This window comes from Endozoicomonas sp. Z74, assembly GCF_057680865.1.
The window spans coordinates 1-26,374 of the sequence record NZ_JBLYZI010000083.1 but is presented as its reverse complement, the minus strand read 5'-3'; the positions used below and the strand labels follow the sequence as shown (position 1 = coordinate 26,374).

General features: G+C 48.3%; 16 protein-coding genes. 10 read left to right on the top strand and 6 right to left on the bottom strand.

Annotated elements, in window-relative coordinates; translation table 11 throughout:
• Positions 1-339 precede the first annotated feature (339 nt).
• The 3 genes from ACNRUY_RS19605 to ACNRUY_RS19595 all read left to right on the top strand — a co-directional run bounded on the left by ACNRUY_RS19605 (position 340) and on the right by ACNRUY_RS19595 (position 4,062).
• Positions 340-1,434, top strand: coding sequence for a hypothetical protein (locus ACNRUY_RS19605; protein WP_488113350.1), 1,095 nt, complete (start codon positions 340-342; stop codon positions 1,432-1,434).
• Between the two features lie 219 nt (positions 1,435-1,653).
• Entirely contained in the window at positions 1,654-2,430 is a 777-nt protein-coding gene (locus ACNRUY_RS19600; RefSeq protein WP_488113349.1) for a ferredoxin--NADP reductase, read from the top strand.
• Between the two features lie 198 nt (positions 2,431-2,628).
• Complete coding sequence (locus ACNRUY_RS19595) at positions 2,629-4,062, top strand: MBL fold metallo-hydrolase (protein ID WP_488113348.1); 1,434 nt, start codon at positions 2,629-2,631, stop codon at positions 4,060-4,062.
• On the opposite strand, the gene ACNRUY_RS19590 is transcribed toward ACNRUY_RS19595, so the two are convergent.
• From ACNRUY_RS19590 to ACNRUY_RS19580, 3 genes are all read right to left on the bottom strand, one after another.
• A complete protein-coding gene (locus ACNRUY_RS19590) occupies positions 4,057-5,205 on the bottom strand; it encodes a helix-turn-helix transcriptional regulator (protein WP_488113347.1) in 1,149 nt (382 codons plus the stop codon). The genes ACNRUY_RS19595 and ACNRUY_RS19590 overlap by 6 nt on opposite strands.
• Before the next feature lie 44 nt (positions 5,206-5,249).
• Positions 5,250-5,630, bottom strand: coding sequence for a SpoIIAA family protein (locus tag ACNRUY_RS19585; RefSeq protein ID WP_488113346.1), 381 nt, complete (start codon positions 5,628-5,630; stop codon positions 5,250-5,252).
• A gap of 150 nt (positions 5,631-5,780) precedes the next feature.
• Positions 5,781-6,362, bottom strand: coding sequence for a superoxide dismutase (locus ACNRUY_RS19580; RefSeq protein WP_488113345.1), 582 nt, complete (start codon positions 6,360-6,362; stop codon positions 5,781-5,783).
• A 406-nt stretch (positions 6,363-6,768) separates the two neighbouring features.
• Here ACNRUY_RS19580 and ACNRUY_RS19575 point away from each other — a divergent pair, with 406 nt between their 5' ends.
• The 6 genes from ACNRUY_RS19575 to sbcB all read left to right on the top strand — a co-directional run bounded on the left by ACNRUY_RS19575 (position 6,769) and on the right by sbcB (position 19,948).
• Positions 6,769-7,413 (top strand): hypothetical protein, encoded by a 645-nt coding sequence (locus tag ACNRUY_RS19575; RefSeq protein WP_488113344.1) that lies wholly within the window; start codon positions 6,769-6,771, stop codon positions 7,411-7,413.
• A gap of 86 nt (positions 7,414-7,499) precedes the next feature.
• On the top strand, positions 7,500-8,426 hold the full coding sequence (locus tag ACNRUY_RS19570; protein ID WP_488113343.1) for a hypothetical protein: 927 nt from the start codon (positions 7,500-7,502) through the stop codon (positions 8,424-8,426).
• A 549-nt stretch (positions 8,427-8,975) separates the two neighbouring features.
• Positions 8,976-17,345, top strand: a complete 8,370-nt coding sequence (locus ACNRUY_RS19565; protein WP_488113342.1) for a hypothetical protein — start codon at positions 8,976-8,978, stop codon at positions 17,343-17,345.
• A 49-nt stretch (positions 17,346-17,394) separates the two neighbouring features.
• Complete coding sequence (locus ACNRUY_RS19560; protein WP_488113341.1) at positions 17,395-17,763, top strand: PilZ domain-containing protein; 369 nt, start codon at positions 17,395-17,397, stop codon at positions 17,761-17,763.
• 110 nt (positions 17,764-17,873) lie between these two features.
• Positions 17,874-18,497 (top strand): YigZ family protein, encoded by a 624-nt coding sequence (locus tag ACNRUY_RS19555; protein ID WP_488113340.1) that lies wholly within the window; start codon positions 17,874-17,876, stop codon positions 18,495-18,497.
• Complete coding sequence (gene sbcB / locus ACNRUY_RS19550; RefSeq protein ID WP_488113339.1) at positions 18,497-19,948, top strand: exodeoxyribonuclease I; 1,452 nt, start codon at positions 18,497-18,499, stop codon at positions 19,946-19,948. Before ACNRUY_RS19555 ends, sbcB begins: the two co-directional genes overlap by 1 nt.
• Before the next feature lie 7 nt (positions 19,949-19,955).
• Here the strand turns inward: sbcB and ACNRUY_RS19545 are convergent, their stop codons facing one another.
• The 3 genes from ACNRUY_RS19545 to aspA all read right to left on the bottom strand — a co-directional run bounded on the left by ACNRUY_RS19545 (position 19,956) and on the right by aspA (position 23,673).
• A complete protein-coding gene (locus tag ACNRUY_RS19545; protein WP_488113338.1) occupies positions 19,956-20,345 on the bottom strand; it encodes a response regulator in 390 nt (129 codons plus the stop codon).
• A gap of 629 nt (positions 20,346-20,974) precedes the next feature.
• A complete protein-coding gene (locus ACNRUY_RS19540; RefSeq protein ID WP_488113337.1) occupies positions 20,975-21,628 on the bottom strand; it encodes a response regulator transcription factor in 654 nt (217 codons plus the stop codon).
• Positions 21,629-22,248: 620 nt separating this feature from the next.
• The gene (gene aspA / locus ACNRUY_RS19535; protein WP_488113336.1) at positions 22,249-23,673 is read right to left on the bottom strand and encodes an aspartate ammonia-lyase; all 1,425 of its coding nucleotides are present in this window, start codon (positions 23,671-23,673) and stop codon (positions 22,249-22,251) included.
• Positions 23,674-23,972: 299 nt separating this feature from the next.
• Here aspA and ACNRUY_RS19530 point away from each other — a divergent pair, with 299 nt between their 5' ends.
• Positions 23,973-26,234 (top strand): inositol phosphate phosphatase SopB, encoded by a 2,262-nt coding sequence (locus tag ACNRUY_RS19530; RefSeq protein ID WP_488113335.1) that lies wholly within the window; start codon positions 23,973-23,975, stop codon positions 26,232-26,234.
• Positions 26,235-26,374: the final 140 nt, after the last annotated feature.

The following is a 26,374-nucleotide window of genomic DNA, read 5'->3' as shown; positions in this document are numbered from 1 at the left end:
CCGGAAATACCTTGTGCATCACCGGCAATGGGTGAGGGCGGCAGAGTTTTATGGAGGACACCGATCTGCTCTGGGGACATCATGGGTATGGACTTCAGGATGTCTTGGAATTGCTGAGGTTTCATGGCTGGAACTCCACTTTACACGACAATTCTCATGCTCAGGGAGTATAGACCATGTTAGCAACATTTAATTTGAACAGCGCCCCTATTCAGGTGATGGTATTATTTTTGGGCAGGCGGGTTTATCCGGAGGCAGAAGTGCATCTTACTATGAGAGTGGCCTGGTTGATGGGTTTGACCTTTCTGTTTTTCAGGAAAAAAAGCTGAAGAGATTGATTTGAATTCCGAAGTTGATCGTTATTTATATCCTGGGATTGTTCATGAAGTTTCAAGAGATCGTGACTGGAGTCAGAAGGATGAATATCGATTTAATGAGGCTGTAGATTTTGTTATCAACGGCTGTATAGTTCAAAAGGACATGAGTTTTGTAGAAGAGCTAAGTATGCCCGTTACTCTCATACGGTGCCTTTCAGAATCAGAGAATGAAAACAATCGCTCACCTTCGGATTCAGATGTTCCAGATCAAGGTTCTGAAGGGGGTAGCAATCAGGCAGGAGAGAGTAGGGAGGGGCATTCCGCTGAGCCAGATGCTGATCAGGATGGAGCTTCAGAGGAGCAAGCCAGTTATTCAGACAATGAGCGAGGAAAGAGGTACAACTCTAGGGTCTATATTGTTGTTTCTCCAGATAAAGCTCAAACATTTAGGGGGGAGAAGTATCTTAAAGGGAAAGGAGAAGATGGCTATGATGAACAGTTGACAGACTTTATGGCGGAGTTGATAGAGAGAGGGTATTACTTCGAGCTCATTACTTCATTAGATTTCACTCCATCACTTAAAGAGGATGATAAGTTGACTTTCTGGTGGGATGAAGGTTTAGAGAAGGAGATCTTTGGTAAGGCACTATTGACAGAGCTCAAAGTAAAAACTCAGGGGCTGTATGGTCATCTTTGGGAAATTAAAGAAAGCCGTGGTGGATTGAGGTATCCTCCGTTACTGATTGACCGGAGGTCTGCAAATCGTTTAAAAAAGAAAGGGGCTGAAAAGAGTTATTTTATTGCTACTAAAGCGATAATCGATACCGTTCGTAATGGTGAGGTTGAGTTGGTTACCGAGCTGGAAGCAGTGATGGACTTTTCGCACTATGGTCCACGAGCATTGAATCGTAACCCATTTAGACGGCTGTATAATAAGGACAACCCCAGACCAGCTGAAATTGGGCAGCCTGCTGTCTACTGGGATCTTCTGGCAACGCTTCGTTTGATGGAGCCTAGAGATTATGCAGATATTGTTGTAAAAGGGGTTCTGATTGCTGTGAGCGTTTGGTTGTATTACGCTCTGTTCGGCCCTGATTACCGGAGTAAAAAGTGGTAGAGAAAGTACAAGCTGATTTTTGATGTCTTCCCTGATTTGAGCGCTTTGATTATAAAATCATTGGGTTATGGGTGGCTAAGACTGAAGGGGTAAATTAAAGGTGAAAGCAGTGCTGTATGGGTTTTATTTCTTATGCCGCTCCGGGCAAGACTTAACCAGAGGTCTGCTATAGTGAGCTGACGATTACAAAAACTCAGATAAGCCTTACAACAACTGCCTATGACTGCCTTTTTTGAAGAGAAAGTTCTTTCCGTCCGGCACTGGAACGATGCCCTGTTCAGTTTTACCACCACCCGGGAGCCTTCTTTCCGGTTTCATAATGGACATTTTGTCATGCTTGGGGTTGAGGTGGATGGCAAGCCGCTGATGCGGGCCTACAGCATTGCCAGTGCCAACTATGAAGAGCATCTGGAATTTCTAAGTATCAAGGTTCCCGATGGACCATTGACCTCCCGTCTTCAACATCTCCAGCCTGGGGATCCTGTTCTGGTGAGCCGCAAGCCGGTGGGGACCTTGATGGTGACTGATCTGAAGCCTGCCAGGCACCTTTTTCTGCTGGCAACGGGTACCGGACTGGCCCCGTTTCTAAGCATTATCAAGGACCCTGAGACCTATGAACGTTTTGAAAAAGTGATACTGGTTCACGGGGTTCGTTGGGGGAGTGAGTTGGCTTACCACGATTATCTGTTAAATGAGCTTCCCCACCATGAGTACCTGGGGGAGGAAATCCGGAAAAAGCTGCAGTATTACCCCACCGTGACCCGGGAACCGTTTCGAAACACGGGCAGGATCACAGATCTGATTCAATCGAACAAACTGTGTGATGATCTTGGGCTGGCTCCTTTGAATTCCGAAACGGATAAGGTCATGATCTGTGGCAGTCAGGGGATGATCAGCGAGACCTGCAACCTGTTGGATGCAAGAGGATTTATTGCCTCAAGTCATACGGGCGATGTCGCTGATTATGTCATTGAACGCGCCTTTGTTGAAAAGTGAGCGTGTGTTCTGGGGGCACGATTTTTATTCCAATCCGGCCGGTTTGGACATGAAAAGAGTCTGAACCCGTTGGCTGGCAGGACGGAATGACCTGGAAACCGTACTATTCTGCTTAGAATGAAAACCATCATGCTCTGATGGTTGTCATCCTCTCTCTAATGAGTGGGCAAGCTACTCCATAATAATAACGGCAGATTCATGAATAAAAATCGATGGACTTTTTTTCTGGCAATGGTGGTTTCCGTTCTGGTGGGCGTTGTTGCAGGTTTGGGAATGAATGGCACTGATGCTGCCAGGGTGATTCAGGAGCGAAAAGCGGAAGTAGCAGGGGCTATGGCAGATCAGTTTATCGCCTCACAGTCCAGTCTGGATCAACAGTTGACGGTGAAAACAGTGAATGGGTTGCACTTTATTCCTGTTCAGGTGGATCGATTTCAGGAGACTATTTTCAGAGCCAGTGGGGTAGCCAACACCTACCTTGTAAAAACGCCAGAAGGTAATGTGCTGTTTGACACAGGGCTTGCTACCCAGGCCGCCCGACATAAACGACTGCTGCAGGAAGCGGCTGGAGGGGAAGTTAAATATATTGTTCTTTCCCACTCTCACGGTGACCATATAGGAGGGTTTACCTTCTGGCAGGCGGAGTTTCCTGAAGCCACCGTCATCACCCACGAGCGGTTTACCGAAGGGCAGCGCTATCTTAAGGATCTTGAACGTTATTTCTGGAATCGGAACCGGACGCTCTATACGTTTATGCCGGAAGAGCCTCCGGCACAGGACAGTCTGTTCTCCTACGGGGGGATTACTCCGGATGTTGTTGTAAAGGACGGCAGTGAATATCGTTTTGAACTGGGAGGTATTGAGTTCAGAATACTGCCAACCCCGGGGGCTGAAGGGGATGACAACCTGGTGATGTGGGTGCCTTCACAGAAAGCCCTGTTTACTGGGGATGTGTTTGGCCCTCTGTTTCCTATGGTACCCAACCTGTTCACCCTGAGGGGGGAGCGGTTTCGTGATCCCGTCGCCTATATCCGCTCTCTCGATACCATGATCAACCTGGAACCGGAATGGATACTGCCCAGCCATTTTGATCCTCTGACGGGCAGGGAAAAACTGAAGAGCGATCTGATCAGAATGAGGGAAGGAACCCGCTATATCCATGACCAGACCATTGCCGGGATGAACGCCGGCAAAACACTCTGGCAGCTCATGGAAGAAATACAATTGCCGGAAGAACTGGCGCTCAGTCAGGGGCACGGTAAGGTTTCCTGGAACGTTCGCAGTATCTGGGAGTATTACAGCACCTGGTTTCATTTCGAGTCCACCACCGAGCTGTACCCGGTACCCGTTAGCCAGCTGTATCAGGAACTGTCTGAAATGGCGGGTGGCTCAAAGCCTCTGATTGCCCGGGCACAAGAAAAAGTCAGTACTGGCAAACCGGTTGAGGCCCTGCATCTGCTTGAAATGGCCCTGGCTGATTCGCCCAATAATGCAGCCGCTTTCAAGGTGCGCCTGGAGGCTCTCAGGTTGCTGTTGGCGAGGGCCTATGAAAATGGCAGTAACTTCAGTGAAGTGGGTTGGTTGAAGGCGAGGATTACGGCCACGGAAAAAGACCTGTCGGCTTCATCATGAAGCCGGCCTGGGGTTGTGTTTATCCCGGTACTTTTTCGGGGTCATGCCAGCATGGCGGTTAAACTGGCTATAAAACGTCGATTGACTTTTGTAGCCCACCTCCATGGCAATATCAAGGAGCTTTCGGTGCCTGTTTTCCTGTGCTTTCAAAAGCTCCCTGGCCCTATTAATGCGGTACCGGTTGACCAGCTCATAAAAGTTGCCTTCAGATTGAACATTAATCACCTGGCTCAGTTCATGGGGCGTCACATTCAGAAGTGTTGCCAGTTGGCTGAGGTTCAAATCTTCCTGCATATAGGTGTTCTGTTGGTCAAACAAGGTCAGTAATTGTTTCCATACCTCCTCTACGCGGTCTGAGGGAATAGCGGAGCGCTGGTATTTCTCGGTGGAGGCTGCTGTTGAGTCAGATTTCTCAACATCATCCAGTATTTTCCGGGTGGCTCCATTGAAGATCTGTGGCTGCTTCAAGCCTCCGATGGCAATAAAATAAATCACCCCAAAATCCAGTATCAGAAACAGCTCCGGCTGGCTGTTGAGTATGCTTATGAACCCGGCCAGCTCCATCATAATAAACAACAGTCTTGTTGCAATAATGTAGATGATCAGCCATTTCAACCAGTTCAGGGTGATAGGGCCAAGAGCGGAAAAGGTCCTTTCAAGTCGATTGCGGTGGGACTTCAGCAGGCGGAGGGCACTGATAGAGTAACTGAAAATAATAATGCTGTTTAGCAGGTAGAAAATACTGATACGATGCTCCATTCCCACGGGTGAGTCGTCCATCGAGGTTATGGAGTAGGGGCCAGACATAAACCATAGCCAGCAGATTAACGCGGGAAGGAGGCAGAGAATATGAATCATCAGCTTATGGCTGAAGGCAAACTGTTTTTCGGTCAGGGAGCGCACATAGAGATAGAGAAGGGGTCCCTTCATGATCATCAGGATATAAATAACATAGACTGGCCGGTAGGAGGGTATCTCCGTTCGAACCAGCAGGTGCAGGGTGATACCGATGGTGGTCAGCCCCACAAACAAGGCCAGAATCCGACTGGCGACCGGGTTGTTGCCATCAACGGACAGTATAACAACGCAAAGTAGAACTCCCTGAGACAGCACAAACACCTGCACTGCCGATAGCCAATCCATACATCTATTTCCTGACGTTTCAAACAGACGACAGAGTACCCAATTTAAGGCCGGTTTTCATCCTGCTGAAGCCAGGTTTCTGCCGTTGCCTGTTCAGACAGCTCAAATGCCCGGATTTCCATACCAGGAAGCAGTTTGCCTTCCAGCTCTCCCAGGGTTCTGATCCAGTGTTTATCACAGAGCAGTGCCACCTTTTCAAACTTTCTGAAGGCATGGAACAGTTTTGGCAGCTGTGACAGTTTGACTCCAATGGCATCCAGGCTGGGAAAGTCAAAATGTTCTAAGCGATAGAGCATCCTTCCGTGCTCAATGGTTTGGGTCTTTGTCAGAAAGTCATCAATAGCGGCTCTCATCTCATCCGCATTGGGAGTGCCGTTGAGTTCCATATGAATTTGATCAGGGCTTATGACGGTAATGGTGAGCATGGCTTTCCCCCTCGATTGGTATTATTGGGTTGGTATTGCAGAAGGCTGCCAGCATTCAATATAAAACAGGCGTTGGGAAAGGAGTATGACGGAAGGCAATGAAAGGGGGTTGAGGGTGAAGCCACCTGGTTATCAGGTGGCTCCGGAGTATCAGCCAGCGTAGTTGGACGCAGCAAACTCCCAGTTAACCAGAGACCAGAAGGCCTTCAGGTAGTCGGGGCGAACATTGCGGTAGTCAATGTAGTAAGCATGTTCCCAGAGGTCACAGGTAAGCAGGGGCTTCTGGTTGGTGGTCAGGGGAGTGGCGGCGTTGCTGGTGTTGACGATTTCCACGGAACCATCGGCATTTTTGACGAGCCAGGTCCAGGAAGAGCCGAAGTTGTTGACGGCCATTTCGTTAAATTTGGTCGCAAAAGCATCAAATGAACCAAAGGCTTTGTTGATGGCCTCAGCCAGTTCACCGGAAGGCTGGCCGCCACCATTGGGGCTCAGGCAGTTCCAGTAGAATGTGTGGTTCCAGATCTGGGCTGAATTGTTGAAAATGCCGCCCTCTGAGGATTTTACAATGTCTTCCAGGCTTTTGCTTTCCAGCTCAGTGCCTGCCACCAGACCATTGAGCTTGTCCACATAGGTTTTGTGATGTTTGCCATAGTGGTAATCCAGGGTTTCCCTGGAGATGTGGGGTTCCAGGGCATCACGCTCATAAGGCAGTGCGGGCAGTTCAAAAGCCATGTTGATTCTCCACTTTTGGTTGGAATACGTTCGGAACAGTCCAGGGACCTGATTTTTCGCAAAGCGATAGTAGCATCGAGGCTACTACGAATCCACGTGCGCACTATCTTGGGGGTTGTTGTGAAAATTTCAACCTTTTTGGTGAACTGTGGGCGATTCTTTTCTTCAGGAAGGCCTGTCAGACAGGGCTTGGGCTTGGTCAGGCTTTCTTCTACAATAGCGATTTGATTTTAGGCCGTGTTTCATTGGATAAGAGGGCAGAGCCATCAGTCAGGGTAACCAGGAGTTTTCGATAACGGCCGATGAGCGGCCTTCCAGGCGTCGGCCTGCGGGAGGGAATGCCCGACAGGCAGGAAAGAATGGGACAGCTCCCAGGGGGAGAGTCGGCAGCATCCTGATGCTGACTGTGCTGTTCATACTGCTGGTTGCGGTCGCGGGAGGGGGGTACTGGCAGGTAACATTGCTCCAGCAGGCTTTGACCGAGACCAGGAGTGAACTGAATCAAACCCGGCAGCAGTTGCAGCAGATCACCGGAGAGGTGTCCCAGACGGGAGCCAGTGTCAGTGAGAGCGATTCAAATTTTCGTTCAGAGCTGAAAGTGGTTAACTCAGAGATTCGAAAGCTCTGGGATGTCTCCAACAAGCGGAATCGTCAGTGGATTAATGACAATAAAGCAACGCTTGAAAAATACGAAGGGCAATTGAAGGAAGCCTCCCGGCAGGCGCAAAGCGCACAAAAGGGGGCGGACCAGTTAAAAGGGAAGTTCAGTGAGGTTGAGCAACTGGTCAAAGCCCTGAGCACGGAACAGTTGGTGGCCAATTCTGATATGACCGCAAACCTGGATGCCTTGAAAAGGGATATTGACCAGCTCCGCCAGGAAGCTTCACAGCAGAAGGTTCAAAAACAGCTGGAACAGTCGGCCAAGGCTCAGGCGGATTTGAACAAGCAGCTCAGTGCTCTCAGGAGCCAGGTGAACCTGCGTCTGCAGCAGCTCGAAAACTCAGTCAGATCCCTGAGTCACTCAGAAGGAAATGGACTGGACCTTCAGTAGGCAGCGTATAATGCAAGGTAAACCTTTTCCAGCCATCTTAAGCCGCTGGCCTGAAGCCAGTACCGTTGTCTTCTGAAGGATATTCAATGGCTACCAGCCCGACTTCCAGAACTAAAAAAGTACAGATGGCATTAGCAGGGCTCACGGCCTTGCTGATGCTGGCTGGGTGTGGCTTTTTCGGTTCTGGCGAGGTCCGGACTGGGCAGAGCCCTGAACCCGGCTACCGGACTTACCAGGACTCCTGGACTCCCGGCAGCATGCCGAAAGAGCTGGCAACCTTGACTGCAGGTAAAGTGACACTCCATGGACGGTGTGAGTTTCAGGCTGAATGGATAAAGGCACGTGATGAAGGGATGAAAGGCATTCTCTTCCCAATGTTACAGTTTTCAGATTCCGGATTTCTGACGCCGGATGCCGTATCCAGCCGGTCTGTTTATAAGGCATTGAGTGCTGGATGGGCCTTAAACTCTCCGGTTGACAGTTTGCAGCTCTATCAACGCTGGGTAAGCAGTGCTGAACACGCCTGCCCGGATCATTTGAACCGGGAATTGTCCCAGTGCTCCCTGAAAGGGCTGTTCAAACTGGGAGGGTTTACCCACAGTGGCTCACACTATGACCTTGATCGTCTGAACAACTGGCTTGAAGGTCGTCGGCAGGTGGACTATCTGGTGATTCCCAATCTTGAGCTGTTGAAAACGAAGGCGGTGCTCAACTTGAAATATTCATCTCAATCGCCGGCCATATCGCAGCTGGATACCGCCGAAAGGCAGGCGCTGGTATCCCCCTATATGACCCGGCTGTCACTGGATTGGGTGCCGTTGAATGATAAACATCACCTGGAATCTGACCAGTTTGACAGCGTGGGGCAGTGCCGGATCTATTGGAAGGAGCTGGAGGGGGATAGAGCTGAGGGGGCATTGTCTGGAATAACTGTTCAGCAGCAGCTGGCAGTCAATCAGTTATTAAAAACAGAGCTTTCAGGTTTTCTTAAAAAAGTAATTACGAGCCAATAGTTGTTGCACAGTGAATGACAGATTTGATGTATTGAAATACAGTGGCTTGTTTCGTCAAAAGATTGTCATTTCAACTCTTTCACTTCTATCCAGTAAATTAACGACAGGGAATTGCTGAGAGAATGACTGAAGGTCAAAAGATATTGATTTAATGCTCGTTCGATTTTCTTTTTAAGGGTTGGGCATTTTTCTCTTTTGCTAGCCTGAAAATATACAGAATAAAAGGGTTGCGAATCAGGGTAACTGAAACTCCCTGTCGCATTGTCTGAGCGGTAGAGACAATTAATCAGCCACACAATCTGTGACACGATTGTAAGAACACAAATACCGTTGCCAACTATGGATAAATTTTCAGGATCAAGCCCGATATTCGGCCCCCGCCTTCAAGAACCCAGTCTTGGTCGGGACAATGGAGATGAGCCTTCCACAGGGCGAATCAAGCCAGTAAGGGGGCAGAGATACACCCAGCCTTCATCTTCACAGAGCACGCTAAAAAGTCGGGGTATCCTGGGTCGAAGTGTTTCTGTACCCGGTTATAAGCAACGTTTTATGACCCCTCCTCCTGCATTTCATATGAATCTTGCTAAACAGTGTACTCAGTACCTTGAAGCACTTAAGCAGGGAATTGGACCTGATGATTTTCAAAGGGCACTTCTCCCCGAAAGGCGCACACTTTATGGAATGAGGCAAGACAAAGTTGTAAAGGCGATAAATAAACTTCAGGCGCATGAACCGGTTTTCCTGGACAAGAGGATGATGGATGTCCTGGAGGAAGTTAAGCATTGCGACAATGCTGATGAAGTAATGGATGTTTTGCTGAGAGTTAAAAATTGGGAATTTACAACAGCCTACCGCTCGGGAGGTCAAAAAGAGTCCTATTTTACCGCCTATCTTCAGATGAATGCCCAGCTGCTTGACGTTCTCAAGCTGGTTGCTCCTGATTTTGAAGAAGGTGGAGGGTTCATGGAGGATGTAGAGGATGTCGGTGTTCAGGCCGGTGATATACGCCTGCCACCCCATCCAAAATATGAGCGAACCGATTCAAATGACAGTGGTAGAGGGGACTCCTTTCCATCGAGCCCAACAGGGGATGACCGCAATCCCTGGGGGGAAAGTGACTTCCCTGGAGGTCGGCGGCCGAGGCTCGGTTCTGATCCCCGGGATGACAGGTTCAGGCGTCGAGGTTCACTTGGTTCAGAAGATGGCGGATTTGGTCGCCGTGATTCTTTTGATCCAGAGAATGACAGGTTCAGGCGACGTGGTTCATCTGATCAAGAAGGGGATCATCCGTTTGGGGTTCGAGGGAACAAAGGTTCCGGTGGGCTCGGCGAGGTAGTGAGACCTCCTTATGGAGGCAGGGGGGGAAGAGATGAAGATACCCGGTCCCCCTATGCAACAGGTGGGCCGACCTTGAGAGATCATGAATGGGGAGCAGAGCCTTTTCAGTCTGGTTTTGGTGATTTACCGCCTTATTTGGAGTCAGGTTCCCTGGTCTCTGCAGATCTTTCAGGAATAAAAGCAGATATCAGCAAACGGCTCTCAAGAGTCGCTCAAACAGAAAATGATTATGAAAAAACAGCATTGGCCCTTCAAGGCCTTGATGACAGGGTTGGGGATGATGAGGATTTAAAAGGACGCTTGGCAGGGCTTAAAGACCGGCTTGGAGAGCTTCGTTCAGGCGTTGCCAAGTTAAAGGATAACGTTGATCAGCTCCAGTTAGAGAAGGATGACTTAAAAGCAAGGCTGGATACAGATCGTCAGAAACTGAATGATGTTCTGAATGAAGCTAGACAACGCCACAGCGATGTTCGTGACCGCCTGATGGATCTTGATAGTGATCTTGAAATTTTGAGAGAAAAACTGAAGTTAAGCCCTACCGATGAACTTCTAAGGAAAGAGTTTGAAGATAAACAGCGTGATTTTGATAAATTAAATCAGCAGCTTGAAGACTGTAGAGATGATGTTGAGGCTGCTTTCAGCCAATTAGAAAAATGGAATGATGACAGAAAAATTGAACTCGATGGGTTAAGAAGGAAATATGCAAGGAAGTTTGAAGATCTGGCTGGTCAGCAGGGGAGGAAGCAATCAGGAATTGACCGGGAAGTTGACAGACTAGAAAAAATGATGGAGTTTCCCGATCAAAAGGGTGGTGTAAGGCCGGATGAAAGTGCAGAAGATCTTAGAAGGCAGTTAGAGCTAAAGGATGTTGATGTAGACCTTTCATGGAAAGATGATTTTAGTGATCAGGGGGATGTAGATCTAGAAAGAGTTCAGGGGCAGCTTAAAGAGCTTGGAGATAGCTTTATTCGGTCGCTGGATGGTTTCAGGGGTAATTATCAGCCTGGTTTTAAGTCTCTTCAAGATGGTTATGTTAATCAGCTTGAAGTTTTATCCGATGCAGAAGAACGCCTGAAAAAAAATGAATCTGATATGAAGTCAGATTATTCGGCATTGACAGCGTGCGTTAAAAAGGGTGAGGGGTTGTCAAATAAAACACCCATCGGTGAAATTGATAAGCATCAGTCAGTTTTGGACCAGCTTGAACTTGGTTTTCAATCAAGAAATGGAGAGGTTTTAAAAATTCAGTCTCAGATTGATGAGCAAGTGAGAATAAAGCAGAGCCTTGATAAATCCCTGGAAAGTTTAGAGTCAAAATGTCGTGAAAATTTAGAGCGCCTGGAGAAGTTCCTATCAGAACGTGATACAGGGAAAGGTGATGGCCTTTCAGGTGATCTAGAGATTAAAGAAAAGATAAATGAACTGCGCCAGGAGTTAAAAAAATCAGAGCTGGAATTTGATAAAGGTGCTCGTCAGATAGCTGACTTGAAAAGGCAGTGTGGCAATAAAATTGATGACGCCAAAAAAGAACTGAAAAATAGAGCAGGTGACCTGAAGTCTATCAGGTCCATGCTGGATGCCGAACAGGCTAAAACTAAGTCTATACGTGATACCCATCAGGGGCAGGGAGGGAAAACTCCAGGCGAGTTTCTTAAAGAACTGGCAAGCGCCGTGCCTAATGTTGATATTAGCCGTGATAGGGATCGGAGGCAGTCAATCCAGACAGGACGTAGTGATGGAGGGGGTGAAGTTGCCGAGATGAATCAGGCCATTAGCCGGTTAAAATCAAAGCTTGAACGCTTCGAGGTCAGAAAGTTACCAAACCCCATCAGTAATAGTGTTGCAGCAGCCCAGAGAGAGGTTTTGCTGGCCTGCTCTCAGCTGGAAAGCTCATTAAAAGATGAAGAGAAGAAATATCTGGATAGAGATTTTTCAACAGGAAATGTACCGCCAAGTAAGAGTGAGCTTCGTTCTGACCAAATAAGAGCCTATAAGGATTTCAAGAAGAAAATAGCTGAAAATAAGGAAAAGCTGGTCCAATTTATCGGCTCAGAACGTTGTCGAGAATTAGAGTTGAGTGTTGGTGATAGAGCAAATCTTAAAAATATTTATTCTATTTTTACAGACTGTGAGTCGCGGGCAGAACACGCTGAAGACTTATTAAATGAGAGGCAGTCATACTTTGATCAGGTTGTTGAACGTAGTAATCTGAGACCTCCTTCCGCTGAAAATGACCCGGATGAAATTGTTAGTGAGTCTCTGTCTGATTTAAAAAAGATTCTGTCAGAGCCTGACGCAGAGGCCCGGGACTATTTATCTGGAGAGCTGGTGGTCAGAGTTTCCAGCTTGCTTGCAGATAAAGGATGTTCTCAAATTGAGCATGAGCCTGGGCAAGACAGAGTCAGAAGTCTGTATGATAAGCATCGAGCAGTTTTGTGCCAGTTATTGCCAGAAAAAATGCCCAGTACGGTTCACCCCGAAGTTTTGGGGGTTAAGGCTCGACCATTTATTAAGTCCCGTGTAAATGCAGCCTTGGAGAGAGTTGAAAAGGCCGTCAACGATAGAGCTCCCAAAAAAGCGGGTCGTAAAGCCAGTAAGGAGGTAATGCCTGGTGGTAAAGAGCAGGCAAGAAGAATGATTGAGGATGAACGGATTCGACCTTTTGTTTTGTCGCTGGTGAACAGTCTTAAGGATAAGCATGAGCATGTTGAGAAAGGTCAGGATTATTATGCTGCTGCTGATTCAGGGCTAAAAAAAATAAGGGATGCCTTCAAACTGCATCCAATGCCTTGTATGCATGATGTCCTTATCGCCTGTCTTGAGGATTTGGAGGGAGTAGCATCAAAGCTTGCCTCAGAGGCTGAAAAGCAGCATGGAGGGAGTAGTCTTACCAGAAAAAATAAGAGCCGACAGGATAAACTGAAAGTACTTTGTACAGCGCTGTTAAATAAAGAAAAGTCTTTACTGGAACCTGATTCTAGAGTCAAAATTTTACGACTTCAGCCTGATACAAGTCAGGGTAGCCTGGATTATCCCCATGAAAGAATGATGAAAGCTTTTCGTCCCGGAGGCCGGGTTCTTAATGAGGATCAGCTTGGAAGGGAAGTAAGGTCAGGTTCAATTGTTCGACGAGAAGTAGCAGGAGACAGCTCTAGCCCATTAAACGCTTTTTTTGATTCCGTTGATGGAGCAGAGTTTTTATCATCAGAAGTGACAGGAGACCGAAGTATTCAAATTGTGGGCGATCGTGTTAAACCTAAAGGTCTTATTTTTAAACAAAGCAAGTCAGGAGAATGGCAGGTTAATCTTGGTAATTCAATTTGGAGTGTAGATCCATGCTTTCTGTATGATCATCCTCATGTCAAAATTCCATTTGAAGATAATAGGGCTGGAGCCATTTCCCAAGACTGGTTGCCTCTTAAAAATGCAGAAGGAAAGACAGCGATCATCGCGCTGAGAAAAACTCCTCAACATGTTCGTTATTTTTTGTATGAAAAATCGACTGATGACACGTTGAAGCCAAAAGTGATTGGTAAAGGTGATCCTAAAAGAGAAAAAGCGGAAGCCTCTTTTTTCTATAAAGCGGCTTGTGGTGAGGCTCGCCACCTGAAGAGTACAGGTAGGGTGCCCCGTCAAGTTATAGAGCATGTTAAAGAGCATGTTATAGAAGTTCATGACGGTATACCCTGGATGAGTGAAAAAGGCTCCAAGGAGCAGCTGACTGCTTTGTATGGGAAGGTTATCGAAGATGTTAAAAGAGAGCCAAAGCAACCACCTGTAAAAATGGCTGTAAGCAGAGGTGAATCTTCGGAGAATGAGTTTTACCTTTCTAAAAAGAAGGTGAGAAAAAGTGTTCATCGCCAAATCCAGGAGAATAAGAGAAATCGCAAGGATGCTATAGGGGCTTCACTGACGGATTCTGATCCTGGTCATTTTGCAAAGTTTTCCGTTGAAGCCACTTTTGACCAGGTCGGAGATACTTTCCTTAATGAATGTCAGGCTCGAATGCGGGACGAAAGGCCTGAGCTTCAGGAGGCAGCGGTCAATCGAAAAGCATTCAGACAGGAAGCCTTTCAGAAGTTGACCGTGTACAAGGGGTGTGAACTGAATGGCATGCAGTATGATCCATTTGGTGATGGCCGAACTGAAGGTTCTCCTCCAAAAGTTCAGCGTAATCTGGAAAAAGTCATTAAGGTGAATCGGGACCATCAGCTCAGACTATCTCAGGGTATTGACCAGTTGACAACACAAATAGCGGGTCAGTTAAGAAAAACAAACCCTGAAGGTCTCAAAGAATATAGGGATGATGAACTGATTGCTTTTGCAATTTCTGAGTTTGAGGACGGCCGGTTGCCAAAATTTACTGGCAGAAGCCAAGACCAGGTTAATGCACTCAGAGACCAATATACTGAAGCGCTGGTTGACTTGATACTGGCTCAGAATGACCTGGCTGCTTCATCAAGAATAGGAGGTCAACTCAAAGGCCTCAGAACAAAGCTGGATGACTTGATTGTTGTTATGCAGGTCAGCCCCTTGAGCCCGGACCGTTTCAGGCAGCGCTGTCAGGAATTGAATCTTGAAATGGCCTTGGTGGCTTCCGAGCAGAAAACAATTAATGAACGGCTGGATAGCTATTCTGAGCAAACACTGGAATCTAAACACCGAGTTGTAATGTCATTTGAGCGTGGAGGAGTGGTTCTGAGGGGGAGTCAGACAAAAGTCGTAGGGGATATTCTGGATGCTGTACAAAACATGGATAAAGAGCCGGTTAAGCTGGTTTATCAGTTAGGTACTGGTTACGGGAAGAGTAAGACTGTTATTCCTATAACGGTGGAGCGTGCCTTGAGGCAGGGCTGCCCGGTCAGGGTCATTGCTCCAGTGACGAACCAGGCTGAGCTTGATATTTCGCTTCAGCGGTATTTTGCCCAGAAAGGCATTCAGTACCGAACCCTCGATATTATGGGGACTTTTGCCAGGGGAGGGGAGGCCTGGTGGCTGAATAGAAGCAAGGCTCCCATTGATAATCTGGATCGAATCCATAATTTAGTGCTGGGTATGGATCCCGAGACCCCTCCTGAAAATAGAAATAAAGTTGCTCAAGCGGACAAGGGACCGGTGGGGATTTCGGTCAGAGATGTTCAAATTCTGATGCAGCTGCGTAATCGTTTACTCCTGAAAGAAAGCCCTTCGCGTGAAGAGAGGGTTAGCATCCAGAAACTGGACGCCATTGCTGATGATCTGGTTCGTGATGGGATGAATGTGTTTGATGAATGGGATAGGACAGCTGTACCCAATCGTGCAGAGGAGCTGAATGAGTTGCGTGATGAGGTCAACTCAGCCTTAGCTGGGCTTTTTGATGATAGTCATTCACGGGTTATGGTTAATAATTGGGATATCATTCGTACCCAGGGGGCTTTTCTGTTTGGTTGTAAAAACAAACTGTGCCTTTCTGCCACCACTGGAACCAGTTATGCTGCTGCACTGTTATCCGGCTCTAAGGATGCCAGTGAAGTCAGAACCCGGTGTAATTCCGACCCCTTAACCACAACCCCAAGATTCTGGCACTGGATGAACAAGGCTACCCCGGTCTTCTCTCCAGGGAAAACAGATATGTTAGAACTTGAAAACCGGGAGCAGGTTGTTCGCCAGGTTGTGGATCGATTTGGTCCTGACAGGCAGATGATTCTGTTTGATGGAAATGACCGGGGTGATAACAATGAAACGAACATTAAAGCTGATTTTGACATGCTGGCGAAAATCAGGAAAGAGGCGGGAGTAGAACCCAGGAGCTTACTTTTCTATGATCAGCAAAAGCGGCTTTGCATGTATTTAGCGGATGATCCTAAATATGATAACGATGGCAAGGGCGCACCCGTCAGTCCAGAAGAAGAAGATATGATTCGAGCCAATCCGGCTAAGTACGATGTCCGGCTGGATAGGACATCAGCAGTGGGGATTGATCCACCCCAGGTGAGTAACAGCGTTGGTGTTCATTTTGGAATGTACGAAGACCCGGAACGCAGGCTGGATGTGGTCAGCCAGGAAGTGGGTCGATTTTCCAGGAAGTCAGATAACTTCCGCTGTCAGGATTTTGTGATGGTGGTTGACATCAGTGAGCTGGATAGTCTTGAGGAAAATATAGACTTGGAATATATCGAGCACTTTTCAGCGGCTCACGAGAAAGCACTGGAGGCGGAAAGTCAACTAAAGTCAGCCCTGGGTGTTGATCTGAAAACGGCGAAATGGCCACCAGAATATAAAAAGGCCATTATCCAAGATTTAGAAGTTCCAGTACCGGATCGCAGTCAGGATGATTTGTTGCAACTCGCTCAAGAGGAAGTTAAAAGGGTTTCTGATGTTGAATGGTCGGAGTTTCCCACAGAGGTGCGAAGAGCTCTGGAAGCCTTCAAGCTGGCTCAATGGGAGGAGAAAAGAGAGTATTTAATGATGACCGCTGCTGTATTTGCAAGTCGCGAAGTATCATCTCATACAAAGAGCTGTGAGAAGTTTTTGAAAGAGGGGGCCATGGACTGTGAGGCAGACAGAGTTCTGGCAGAAGAGCATGCCTGGCTGGATAAAGGGGTTAAAGAGTCATTGAAGGACTTTTCTCTTGATTTCAAGGAGGCTCCCCAGCTCAAGGGTAATGAGGCTGGTAAAAAGGTTAATGGTGCCATGAAGCGCTGGTGTGAGCATCAGTTGGAGAAGGTCGAAAGAAGAAAGCTGGAGAGTGGACAGAAGCTTGAGGAGGTGGCGGATTCAACCTATCTTGCTGATCAGGTTGAATCAATGTTGGAGGAAATTAAAACCAAACCTATTCCTTATGTTGATGGTGAAGATTACTATGCAGATGTAAGGCCAGAGCTTCAAGCCTGTGCTTTGGCTATGTGCCGTCAGGCAGAAGAGATTTATTCCGGAATTATGAGTGAGTTTCAAGGTGCTTATGATTTGGAAGCCTTGAGATCGGTGGGTGCGACGTTGAAGAGTCATATTGATACTGTGAATGGTCGCAGTCAGACAGCAATTGATGCTTGTATGGAAACAGAGAAAAAACTGAAACAGTTTTATCAGCAGCTGGTCTTGGCAGTTCAGCAGGCTGGTTTGCCTGCGGAGAATAAGGGAACCAATACCGGGTTGTGCAAAAGGGTTATTGGCTTGTTGAGTTCTGTGGTATCTGGAGTTGATGTTCAAGACAGGCCCAGCGCTATACATGGTTTTATGAAGGATGCTACAACTGGCCGAGTAAAAAAAGAGAAGGTAAAGCGACTTGTCTGGCCATCTCAGGCAAATAAAGCCAAGGATGTTCCGCTAAGGTCAGCGCCCCTGGAAGGCTCGGAGAAGCTTCGTATGGCTATTAGAAAAGCTGAACCCTGCAAAGCCAAGGCGCAGCATGCCAGAATGGCGGAGCAATTCTGCCATCAGCCAGCTTCACATCAGTTTAAAACTTGTATTGAAGAAATAAAGCGTGAGCTTTTGAGACGACAGAATGTCTATATTGAAGCAGCAAAGAAAGAAGCGCGAGAGGCAGAGCTGCGAATGCTGTCGCAGGGGAAACTGATGCAAGCAGTGGCAGTCACCGCATAAAAGAGTTTCAACAGGCTCCATTGATGGGCCTTTCAGGATTGATGAGATTATGGCAGCAACCCCCAGCGGCAAGGAGCGCCGCTCAATCAAGCGTCATCAACTGCACGATTATCTGAAAGTTTATAACCGCAATACCATGAGGGTCATGGGCAGTATTGGCAATATCAGCTGTAATGGTTTGATGTTGATCAGTGCCGTTCCGGTTCTGATTGGAGCGGTCTACAATATGCGGATCATTCTGCCGGATGATCGCATCGGTGAGCGCTACCTGGACTTTGATACCCGTTGCCACTGGTGTAAACCGGATGTAGGGCCGGAGTACTTTGATTCAGGTTACAGCATTGTCAGTGCCGACCATGATATCATTGATCTGGTTGATACACTCAAAGAGTACTTTTCTTTCAGTGAGATGGAATGAGCGGTTGTATTTGAAATCTCTCTAAAGACTCTCATAAAGACAGGCATCTTTTTTGACGTTGTGCATTTCCTGTGCCATCGCCGTTATTTCCACACTCTGCAAAGGTTTTCATGTCCGCCGATTACGTTGTTCCTGCCGGTCCGGTCTGTGTTGAAACGCAAGTGAAAAAAAGCCGGTTTATTGCCTTTCTGGCCCCTGTCTCTTCTCGCCAGGAAGCCCTGGATTATATCGTCTCGCTCCGCTTGCAGTTTCCCGACGCTACTCATCACTGTTCTGCTTTTGTTGCCGGGGCTCCCGGGGGAGGGGCTGCCGAAGCATTTGATGACGACGGAGAGCCCTCCGGCACGGCTGGAAGGCCTATGCTGAATGTGCTTCAACACAAGCAGATAGGGGAAGTGGTCGCCGTGGTGGTTCGCTATTTTGGAGGCGTTAAACTGGGGGCTGGAGGCCTGGTGAGGGCTTATGGTTCCGCCGTGCAGGCAGCCTGTGAGCAATTGCAGCTGGTGAACCGGATTGCTCTCAGGCAAGGTGTGCTGCACTGCAGTTATGCCCGGGAACAGTCGGTCAGGCATGCACTGGAACAGCATGGAGCCACCATCGAACAATGCCGTTATGATGACCGAGTCACTATAACGGTTTCTGTGGCTTCCAATGAAAGTCAATGTCTGGCCAGCCATATGCAGGATATCAGTCGAGGCCAGATTGAAATACACTGGCAGGAAAAGGCGGAATAATGCTCAAGAGTTTTTACTTTCACGATTATGAGACTTTTGGAACCGATCCTGCGCTGGACTGGCCTGCCCAGTTTGCCGGTATTCGAACCGATGCTGAACTGAATGAAATCGGGGAGCCCCTGAATATTTTCTGTCAGTTACCCAGAGACCACTTGCCTCATCCCATGGCGACTCTGGTGACGGGGTTGACTCCTCAGCAGGTGAATCAGCATGGGTTGATTGAGCCGGAGTTTATTCAGTGGATTCATGAGGCCATGATGGTTCCCGGAACCTGTGTGACGGGCTATAACAGTATCCGGTTTGATGATGAAGTGACCCGGCATGCCCTGTACCGAAACTTTTATGACCCCTATGCAAGAGAGTGGCAGAACGGCAACAGCCGATGGGACTTGATTGACCTGGTTCGCCTTACCGGTGCGCTCAGGCCGGAAGGCATCCAGTGGCCCCTGCGTGAGGATGGTGCTAAAAGCTTCCGCCTGGAAGAGCTGACGGCGGCCAATGATCTCGATCATGGCTCAGCCCATGATGCACTGTCAGATGTTCGTGCCACTATTGCCCTGGCCCGGCTGATTCGCGATCGACAGCCAAAAGTATTCCAATATTGCCTTAATCATCGTGGCAAGCGTGAAGTGTCCCAGTTGTTGAATCTGGTGAAGCAGGACATGGTGGTACATGTTTCGGGAATGTTTGGTGCTGCCCGGAATAACCTGGCGCTGGTTATCCCGCTGGTTGAGCATCCACTGAATCGTAATGGCGTGGTCGTTTATGATCTGTCTGTGGATCCAGCTCCATTGTTATCCCTGTCGGCTGAGGATATTCGCAGGCGTCTTTTTACCGCGGCAGAAGATCTTTCAGAAGGCGAAGAGCGAATTCCCCTGAAAACGGTTCATATCAATAAATGCCCTGTGGTTGCACCTGTCAGTGTGTTAAGACCCCAGGACCAGGATCGGCTTGAACTGGATTTATCGGTCTGTGAGGGGCATCGGCAAAAGCTGCTTGCAGATGGAGCCCTGAAACTGAAACTCAGGGAGGTCTTTTCTGAACCGCCAAAGGCCGGTTCCGATGATCCAGATCAGATGTTGTACAGTGGTGGCTTTTTCTCGCCATCGGACCGAAATGAAATGAGCCGGGTGCTGTCATCAAGCCCCTCGGAACTGTCTGGGCTTGGGGTTGCTTTTAATGATAAGCGACTGGACGAAATGCTGTTTCGCTACCGGGGAAGACATTACAGCAGTACGCTGGATTCAGAAGAGCAGCTTCTCTGGCATCAGTATTGCCAGGAAAGGCTTTCTGGACAAAGGCATCGAGGAGATGATCGCTTACTGAGTTTTGACCGCTTCTGGAAAGATCTGGCCAATGTAAAAGATGAAGTGGCAAATGACCCGAAAAAAGGAGCGTTGCTGGAGCAATTGGCCGTTTATGTGCGCCATTTGCAGCAGGAGCTGGCCTGAAGTTGGGCTAAATGGTACGGAGGGAATGTTTAACCACTTGGTTCAACTGTTCTGCCAGCCGTCCGTAGATGACCGGCTTTTCGATATAATCCAGAGCTCCTGCTTTTATGGCGGCGACCGCGCTGGAGACATCATTATGGTGTCCGAGGATGATAACCGGGACTTTCTGCTCCTGGTTTGACAGTCCCTGCATCAGGCTTAAGGCCTGACCGCTGGGTTGGTCATTGGCGGCGATGATGCAGGAAGGTTGACCGTCTTTCACCGCCTGGAGCAGCTCCAGGGGGGTTTGAAAGCACTTTAGTTGCATGGACTTTTCATCACACAGACTGCGAATCGTCTCGGTAATGTCGGTATCTTGTTCCAGAAGATACACTATGGTGTTGTGAGCGAGATTCATAGAGTCAGCCTTGGGGTAAAATAAAACCTGTGTTGATGTGATGAAAAAGCAACCGGTCGGCTCTTTTTAATATGCGCATTTATCGCATGGATGAAAAGTGCCGCGGACTTTGAAAACCATGAAAGGCCATTCGTTGGGTGGCATTTCTGTGGTCTATCGTGAATGAATGTACGTTCCGGGGGGAGTAAACAGTGTTGCACATTAACTGGCAATGGCTGCTCAAGCCGCTCCCCTTCAGCCTGTTTCTGTTGATGCGCATTGAGTTTAGGTTTAGCAGGCAGATTGCTGAATGGAGGGATGTACTTGACGTTGTACGGGGACTACCTAAGGCCTGGCAGGGGCTTTCGTTTCCGTGTTGTTTAAGTGTTTTTTTGGTCTTTCTTGCTGGTGATTACCCAGGGTGAGAGTCTGAAATCAGACTGCTTCCGAAGAGGGATGGTGATGATTCATTCCTTAGATTCGGAAGCATGATTGGAAGATTTATTTGGGGTTGCTATAGCAGGGAGTAGGAGGAACTTGATGAATGAGCGCTGTCCATTGTGGATATTGGGCAGTGCTGAAATTCATAACAAGCGACACCTTGCCTCCCTTAATAACCCTCAAGGTTATTACAAAGGATGGTTGAGGGCCTAGATTTTAAAGCTGAACTCACCTTCCAGATGTTCTTTAACCTGCATCACTTGCCTGACCAGATGTGCCAGAGATTTGGTGCCCATTTTTTCCATGACTCTTGAGCGGTGAATTTCTACGGTTCGCTGGCTCAGGTTGATATCGGCAGCAATCACCTTGTTGGCCTTGCCTTCGACGACGTGGTGCAGAACTTCGCGCTCACGATCCGTCAATGTAGACAGGCGGCGCAGAATTTCCTTGTGCTCAAGCAGTTCACGACGCTGCTGGGTATCCAGTTTCAGGGCATCATTGATCAGGTCCAGCAGCTCCTGATCCCGGAACGGCTTCTGGATGAAGTTCATGGCCCCATCCTTGATCGCCTGGACTGCCATGGGAACATCGCCATGGCCGGTGATGAAAATAATGGGCAGGATGCAGTGCATTTCGTTGAGTTTGCTTTGAAGTTCCAGACCACTCATGCCTGGCATTCGAATGTCCAGTACGATGCATCCCGGGCGATTTTCATCATAGACTTCCAGAAACTCGGCAGGGGAAGAAAACGCTTCAACCGTCTGGCCTACCGATCTCATTAGCATCTTTAGCGAGTCACGCACAGCTTCGTCATCATCGATGATGAAAACGGTGGGTTCCTGCTTGATGTCCTGTTGCTGCATAATGACTCCACTGTATTAAATTGGCCGCTTACTTTATGGGATTTTAACGCCGTCAGGCTAAAACGGTTTGTGCAAGGTCAGCTATTGTATAGCTCTTCAGGCAAAAACTGCATGCATTTTGAGTGGATTTGCTAACGGCTGTGGAATTCGCTCAAAGTGTAGCAGAGTATTATAACGTCGCTTTTCAGTACCAGGGGCTTAGCGGCCTCTGATCCAGGGCAAATGTCTTTTTAATGCAGTAACAACTCTGATGCATGCGTATGTTTATGGCTTTAAACTTCGCAAACGTGGATAAAGCCTGACAGGATCGCGCAATAATAGACGATGTTAGTAGTATTGTTAATAGGGGAAATACGGTATTACCTGTTAAAACTCCTTACTTTTTTGGAAATCTGAAAAATATAACTGGACTTTCGTTCTGGTCTGGTGTTTTAAACTGGGTTTTTCAGGGGAGAGGTGAGCGGTTGACTTGAAAAAAGGAGGGGCACGGCCTATCGCGGCCGGCAGAAAAGGGACTAATGAATTCACCAGTCCCTTTCTTTATAAAAGGCAGCCGTATCCGCGTCTTCAGCCAAATTCATGAATGCGCTTAACGGCTGCCGTTTTTAAGGAGTTAAAGCTCAGTGAGCTGCTGCACTCAGGTTGAGTGGAGCAACCATATTTTCAGGCTTCAGGATTTCCTTAAGCTGATCTTCCGTCAGCAGTCCTTCTTCCAGTACCAGATCAACCACACGACGGCCACTCTTCAGTGCTGTTTTGGCAATACGACTGGAGTTTTCATAACCCAGGTAAGGGTTCAGAGCAGTTACCAGGCCCACACTGTTGTCCACATAGCCCTGGCAGACTTCGCGGTTGGCGGTGATGCCCTTGATACACTTGTCTCCCAGCATGTTCATGCCATTGGTCAGTTCCTGAATGGATTCCAGGATTTTGTAGACCAGTACCGGCTCGGCGTAGTTCAGCTGCAGCTGGGCAGCTTCTGACGCCATGGTAACTACATGGTCGTTACCAATTACGTGGAAGGCGATTTGGCTCATGGCTTCAGGAATAACAGGGTTTACCTTTCCTGGCATAATGGATGAACCGGGTTGCATCTCTGGCAGGTTGATCTCGTTCAGACCGCACAATGGACCACTGGAGAGCAGCCTCAGGTCGTTGCTGATTTTGGACAGCTTGACCGCAAGACGCTTGAGGGCACTGGAGAAGATAACAAAAGCGCCCATGTCGGAAGTGGCTTCCACCAGGTCTCCTGCCAGAATCATTTCCTGACCGGAAATTTCAGTCAGATATTTAACCGCAAGAGGTGCATAGCGGCTGTCCGCAGTAATGCCTGTACCGATGGCGGTACCGCCCAGGTTAATTTCGCGCAGCAAGGCGGCCATTTCACCGATGCGGTCAATGTCTTCACCGATGGTGGTGCTGAAGGCCTTGAATTCCTGGCCCAGAGTCATGGGAACCGCGTCCTGAAGCTGGGTGCGGCCCATTTTCAGGATATCCTTGAACTCATCAGCCTTGACTTCAAAGGCATTTTTCAATGCCTTGATGGCCACCAGCAGGGATTTGTGTTTCAGTACCATGGCCAGCCGCATAGCGGTTGGGTATACATCGTTGGTAGATTGGGCCATGTTGACATGGGTATTTGGGTGCAGGTGCTGGTATTCACCCCGGCGGTGCCCCATTAATTCCAGTGCGCGGTTGCAGATGACCTCATTGGCGTTCATGTTGGTGGACGTGCCCGCTCCACCCTGAATCATGTCTACGACGAACTGGTCATGAAGGCGGCCATCAATGATTTCATCACAGGCATCAGCAATAGCGTCGGCTTTACCCGCATCCAGCATGCCCAGATCACGGTTGGCCAGAGCACAGGCTTTTTTCACCATGGCCAGGGCCCGGGGAAGGCTCGGGTAGTGGTTCAGCTGAACCCCTGTGATCTGGAAGTTTTCGACGGCACGCTGAGTTTGAATGCCGTAATAGACAGTGTCTGGAACCTGGGCTTCACCCAGAAGGTCATGTTCAACGCGGTAATTGATAAGATCTGTCATTGCTGTGCCTTGCTTATGCACTGGAATGGTATAGTCCGCCACTCCAGAAGCCCCGTTGATTCAGGGCTCTGGTTCACTGGTCGGTCTGGGATGTGGTTAGTCTGTGCTCGACTATAATTATCAGCAATAAGGACTACTACCTAACAGAACAAAAGTTATCAAAAGGGCTAATCAGTCATTACTTATTCTGAAAAGAAAGAGTGATCATTGACGTTCCTGAAAGGGGTGGGGGCAGAGAATTTATAAGGGGTTTATGCGGTTCTCTGTAAGGCTCAATACTTTGGCACTTGAGAATTAACATGGATCGTTCAACCAGCTCGTCTTCCCGCTCTTCGGAATCCTCTCTATCCTCTTTGGACTCCATATCATCCAGGGAAACTCTGCTGGAAACTTCTGAAAAGAAGCCAACAGCCAGTGTATTTGGAAGGTTCGTTCACCTTATAAAAACACCTTATTTATATATTAAAAGCCGGGTGCGTGGCCAAACCCTCGAGCGAACCCCTCTGCCACGTCCGGAGGTAAGTTCTCCAAAAACTCTCAGTGATCTTTCCAGCCCGGTTCCAAAAAAGTTAAAAGCGGTTCGGGAGCAAGTAAAGCAGGTCAGGCATGGCTGGGTGCCTCTGCCGCTCCTGGCAGAAGTGAAGGAAATAAAAACGCTGTATATGGAAGCTGCCCTGGAGGCTATTGAAGCGCTTCCCAGAGATCGACTAAAAGCGCATAAAAAAAGAATTGGGCAGCTGAAACAGGATTTGGCAAACAGAGCGGATGACAATAGTGTTCTTGACATTAAGTCCCCTAAAGAATTGTTAGAGGAGCTCTGGCAGATTGAGCATGTTCCTGAAAATATGGGTAATCTGTTCTGGGATTTGGGGCTCTATCTGGATCTGAGAGGCTGGACAGCCAGCATTCATGACCAGGTTGCCCGTGGGGCAGGTGAAGAGAGAGAGCGTACGGTTTTATCGCCCCCTTTCTCAACCCACTCCCATGAGGAACTATTGGATTTGAAGGATCTCCAGATTCGTGCGGTGATGGCCGTAGTGCTTGATGCTGCAGACGAGGCGAATGAGGTAAATGACATAAGCCGGTATGACAGGTTACTTGAGTATTGCCATCACCTAGAAGGTGAGTTAGGTGCCCGCAGTGCGAGAGGGGGCTTCAAGGGGCATACCTTTGTTTCCAAAACGGATATGAAACGAGGTAAAGACCTTCCGGACGTTCTTTTAAAACCTTTAATTGAAGCCGGCTTAAACGAAGAGTCTGTGAACAAGGCATTTCGACGGGCCCAGGTGCAATTGTTGAATGGTTCCGGCTGGAAGACCGTTCGTCAGGGCTTTTCTCTGCCGGGCAGGAGAGAACGAGATGTACAAATGATGTGCACCCAGACTCCGGCCTGTGCCATTCGAGTTAAACACAATGGATTTTCAAAAAAGTGCGGTGTGTTCAGGACCCCATACCGACCGGGTTCCGGAGTGACTTGCAGGGATACCACCAATAAGGAGCATGCTGCCAGTCTCTGGCAGACACAGTTTAAGGTCAATGGAGGTGAAACCTTTCGTGGGGTGAGGCACGCCATTCTTGACCCCTACAAAGAACCGGATAAGCAGTTAAGAAAGCAGGGGGCTCAAAAAAGAGCGGAAGAAGCCCTGGTAGCTGCGCTGGCAAGCCGACCAGAATGGTATCAACAGGCGCTGGATGCAGCAGAGGAGCTGGATGAGCCACCCCGTATCTTTTTGACGTCTACCTCGCTGGTAACAGCAGGTATGTTAACAGGCGTATTTTCTGAAGATGAGCTTTCCATGCAAGATCATCAGAATGAGGCATGGGACGCTCTATTGTCACGGGATCCATTGGAAATAGAGGTTCCAGGACCGGATGGACAAAGTCGGCGGGTCCGCTTTTCTGTTGAACTGGCTAAATTTAATATCCCTGTCAACATCGGGGGCGTGGGGACTCTTGAGCGGTTTACCAGCGGAAGAGCAATGCAGAAGAGGCTGAATGACCCATCCATTGCTGTGCTGGTGGGTGGAGGCTCAGATGTTGGAGGTTGGTGTGGTGACTACCTCAGCGCTCTTTCCAGAAAACCGAATAGAATGGATAAGGATTCTCCTGGATATTACAAGCTTTATCGAAAGCATCGAGTGGTTGAGCTTCTGGCGCTTCAGGTCAAACAGATATACCGTTCGGGCAGTCATCACTCAGAGGGAAAGGATACCTATAAACTGGCTGCCCGGGTTGCTTATCTGACCAGTTTGATTGGAGGTGTGCCCCTTTATAATTGTAAAAGTGGCAAGGATCGAACGGGCATGCTGGATGCTGAGATCAAATTCCTGGCCGCTTATATTGAGCGATTTGCCCGGGTTCCTGATGTGGGACAGGTAGACCTTGAGGCCCGTGATCTGTTCCATAAAGTACTGTTACACAGCGGCAACCTGGAAGTTCAGAAAAGTAATGTTGGGGTTCGTGGGTTCAAAACGGAAAAGGTGGATTCCATTGACCAGCGTATAGGAGATGATGTAGTGCGGGCAGAGGTGAGGGGGTTGTCCAAACTGGTCCGGTCTTGACGATGAATTAACCTGTAGTAGTTCAGACCTGATCTGACAGTCACCGATTTTTCAGAGGGTGTCTGTCAGGTCAAATTCAGGCTACAAATTTTTCCTTCCAGATCTCTTTGCCATCTATCAGAGTTTCCATTGGCGTTCTT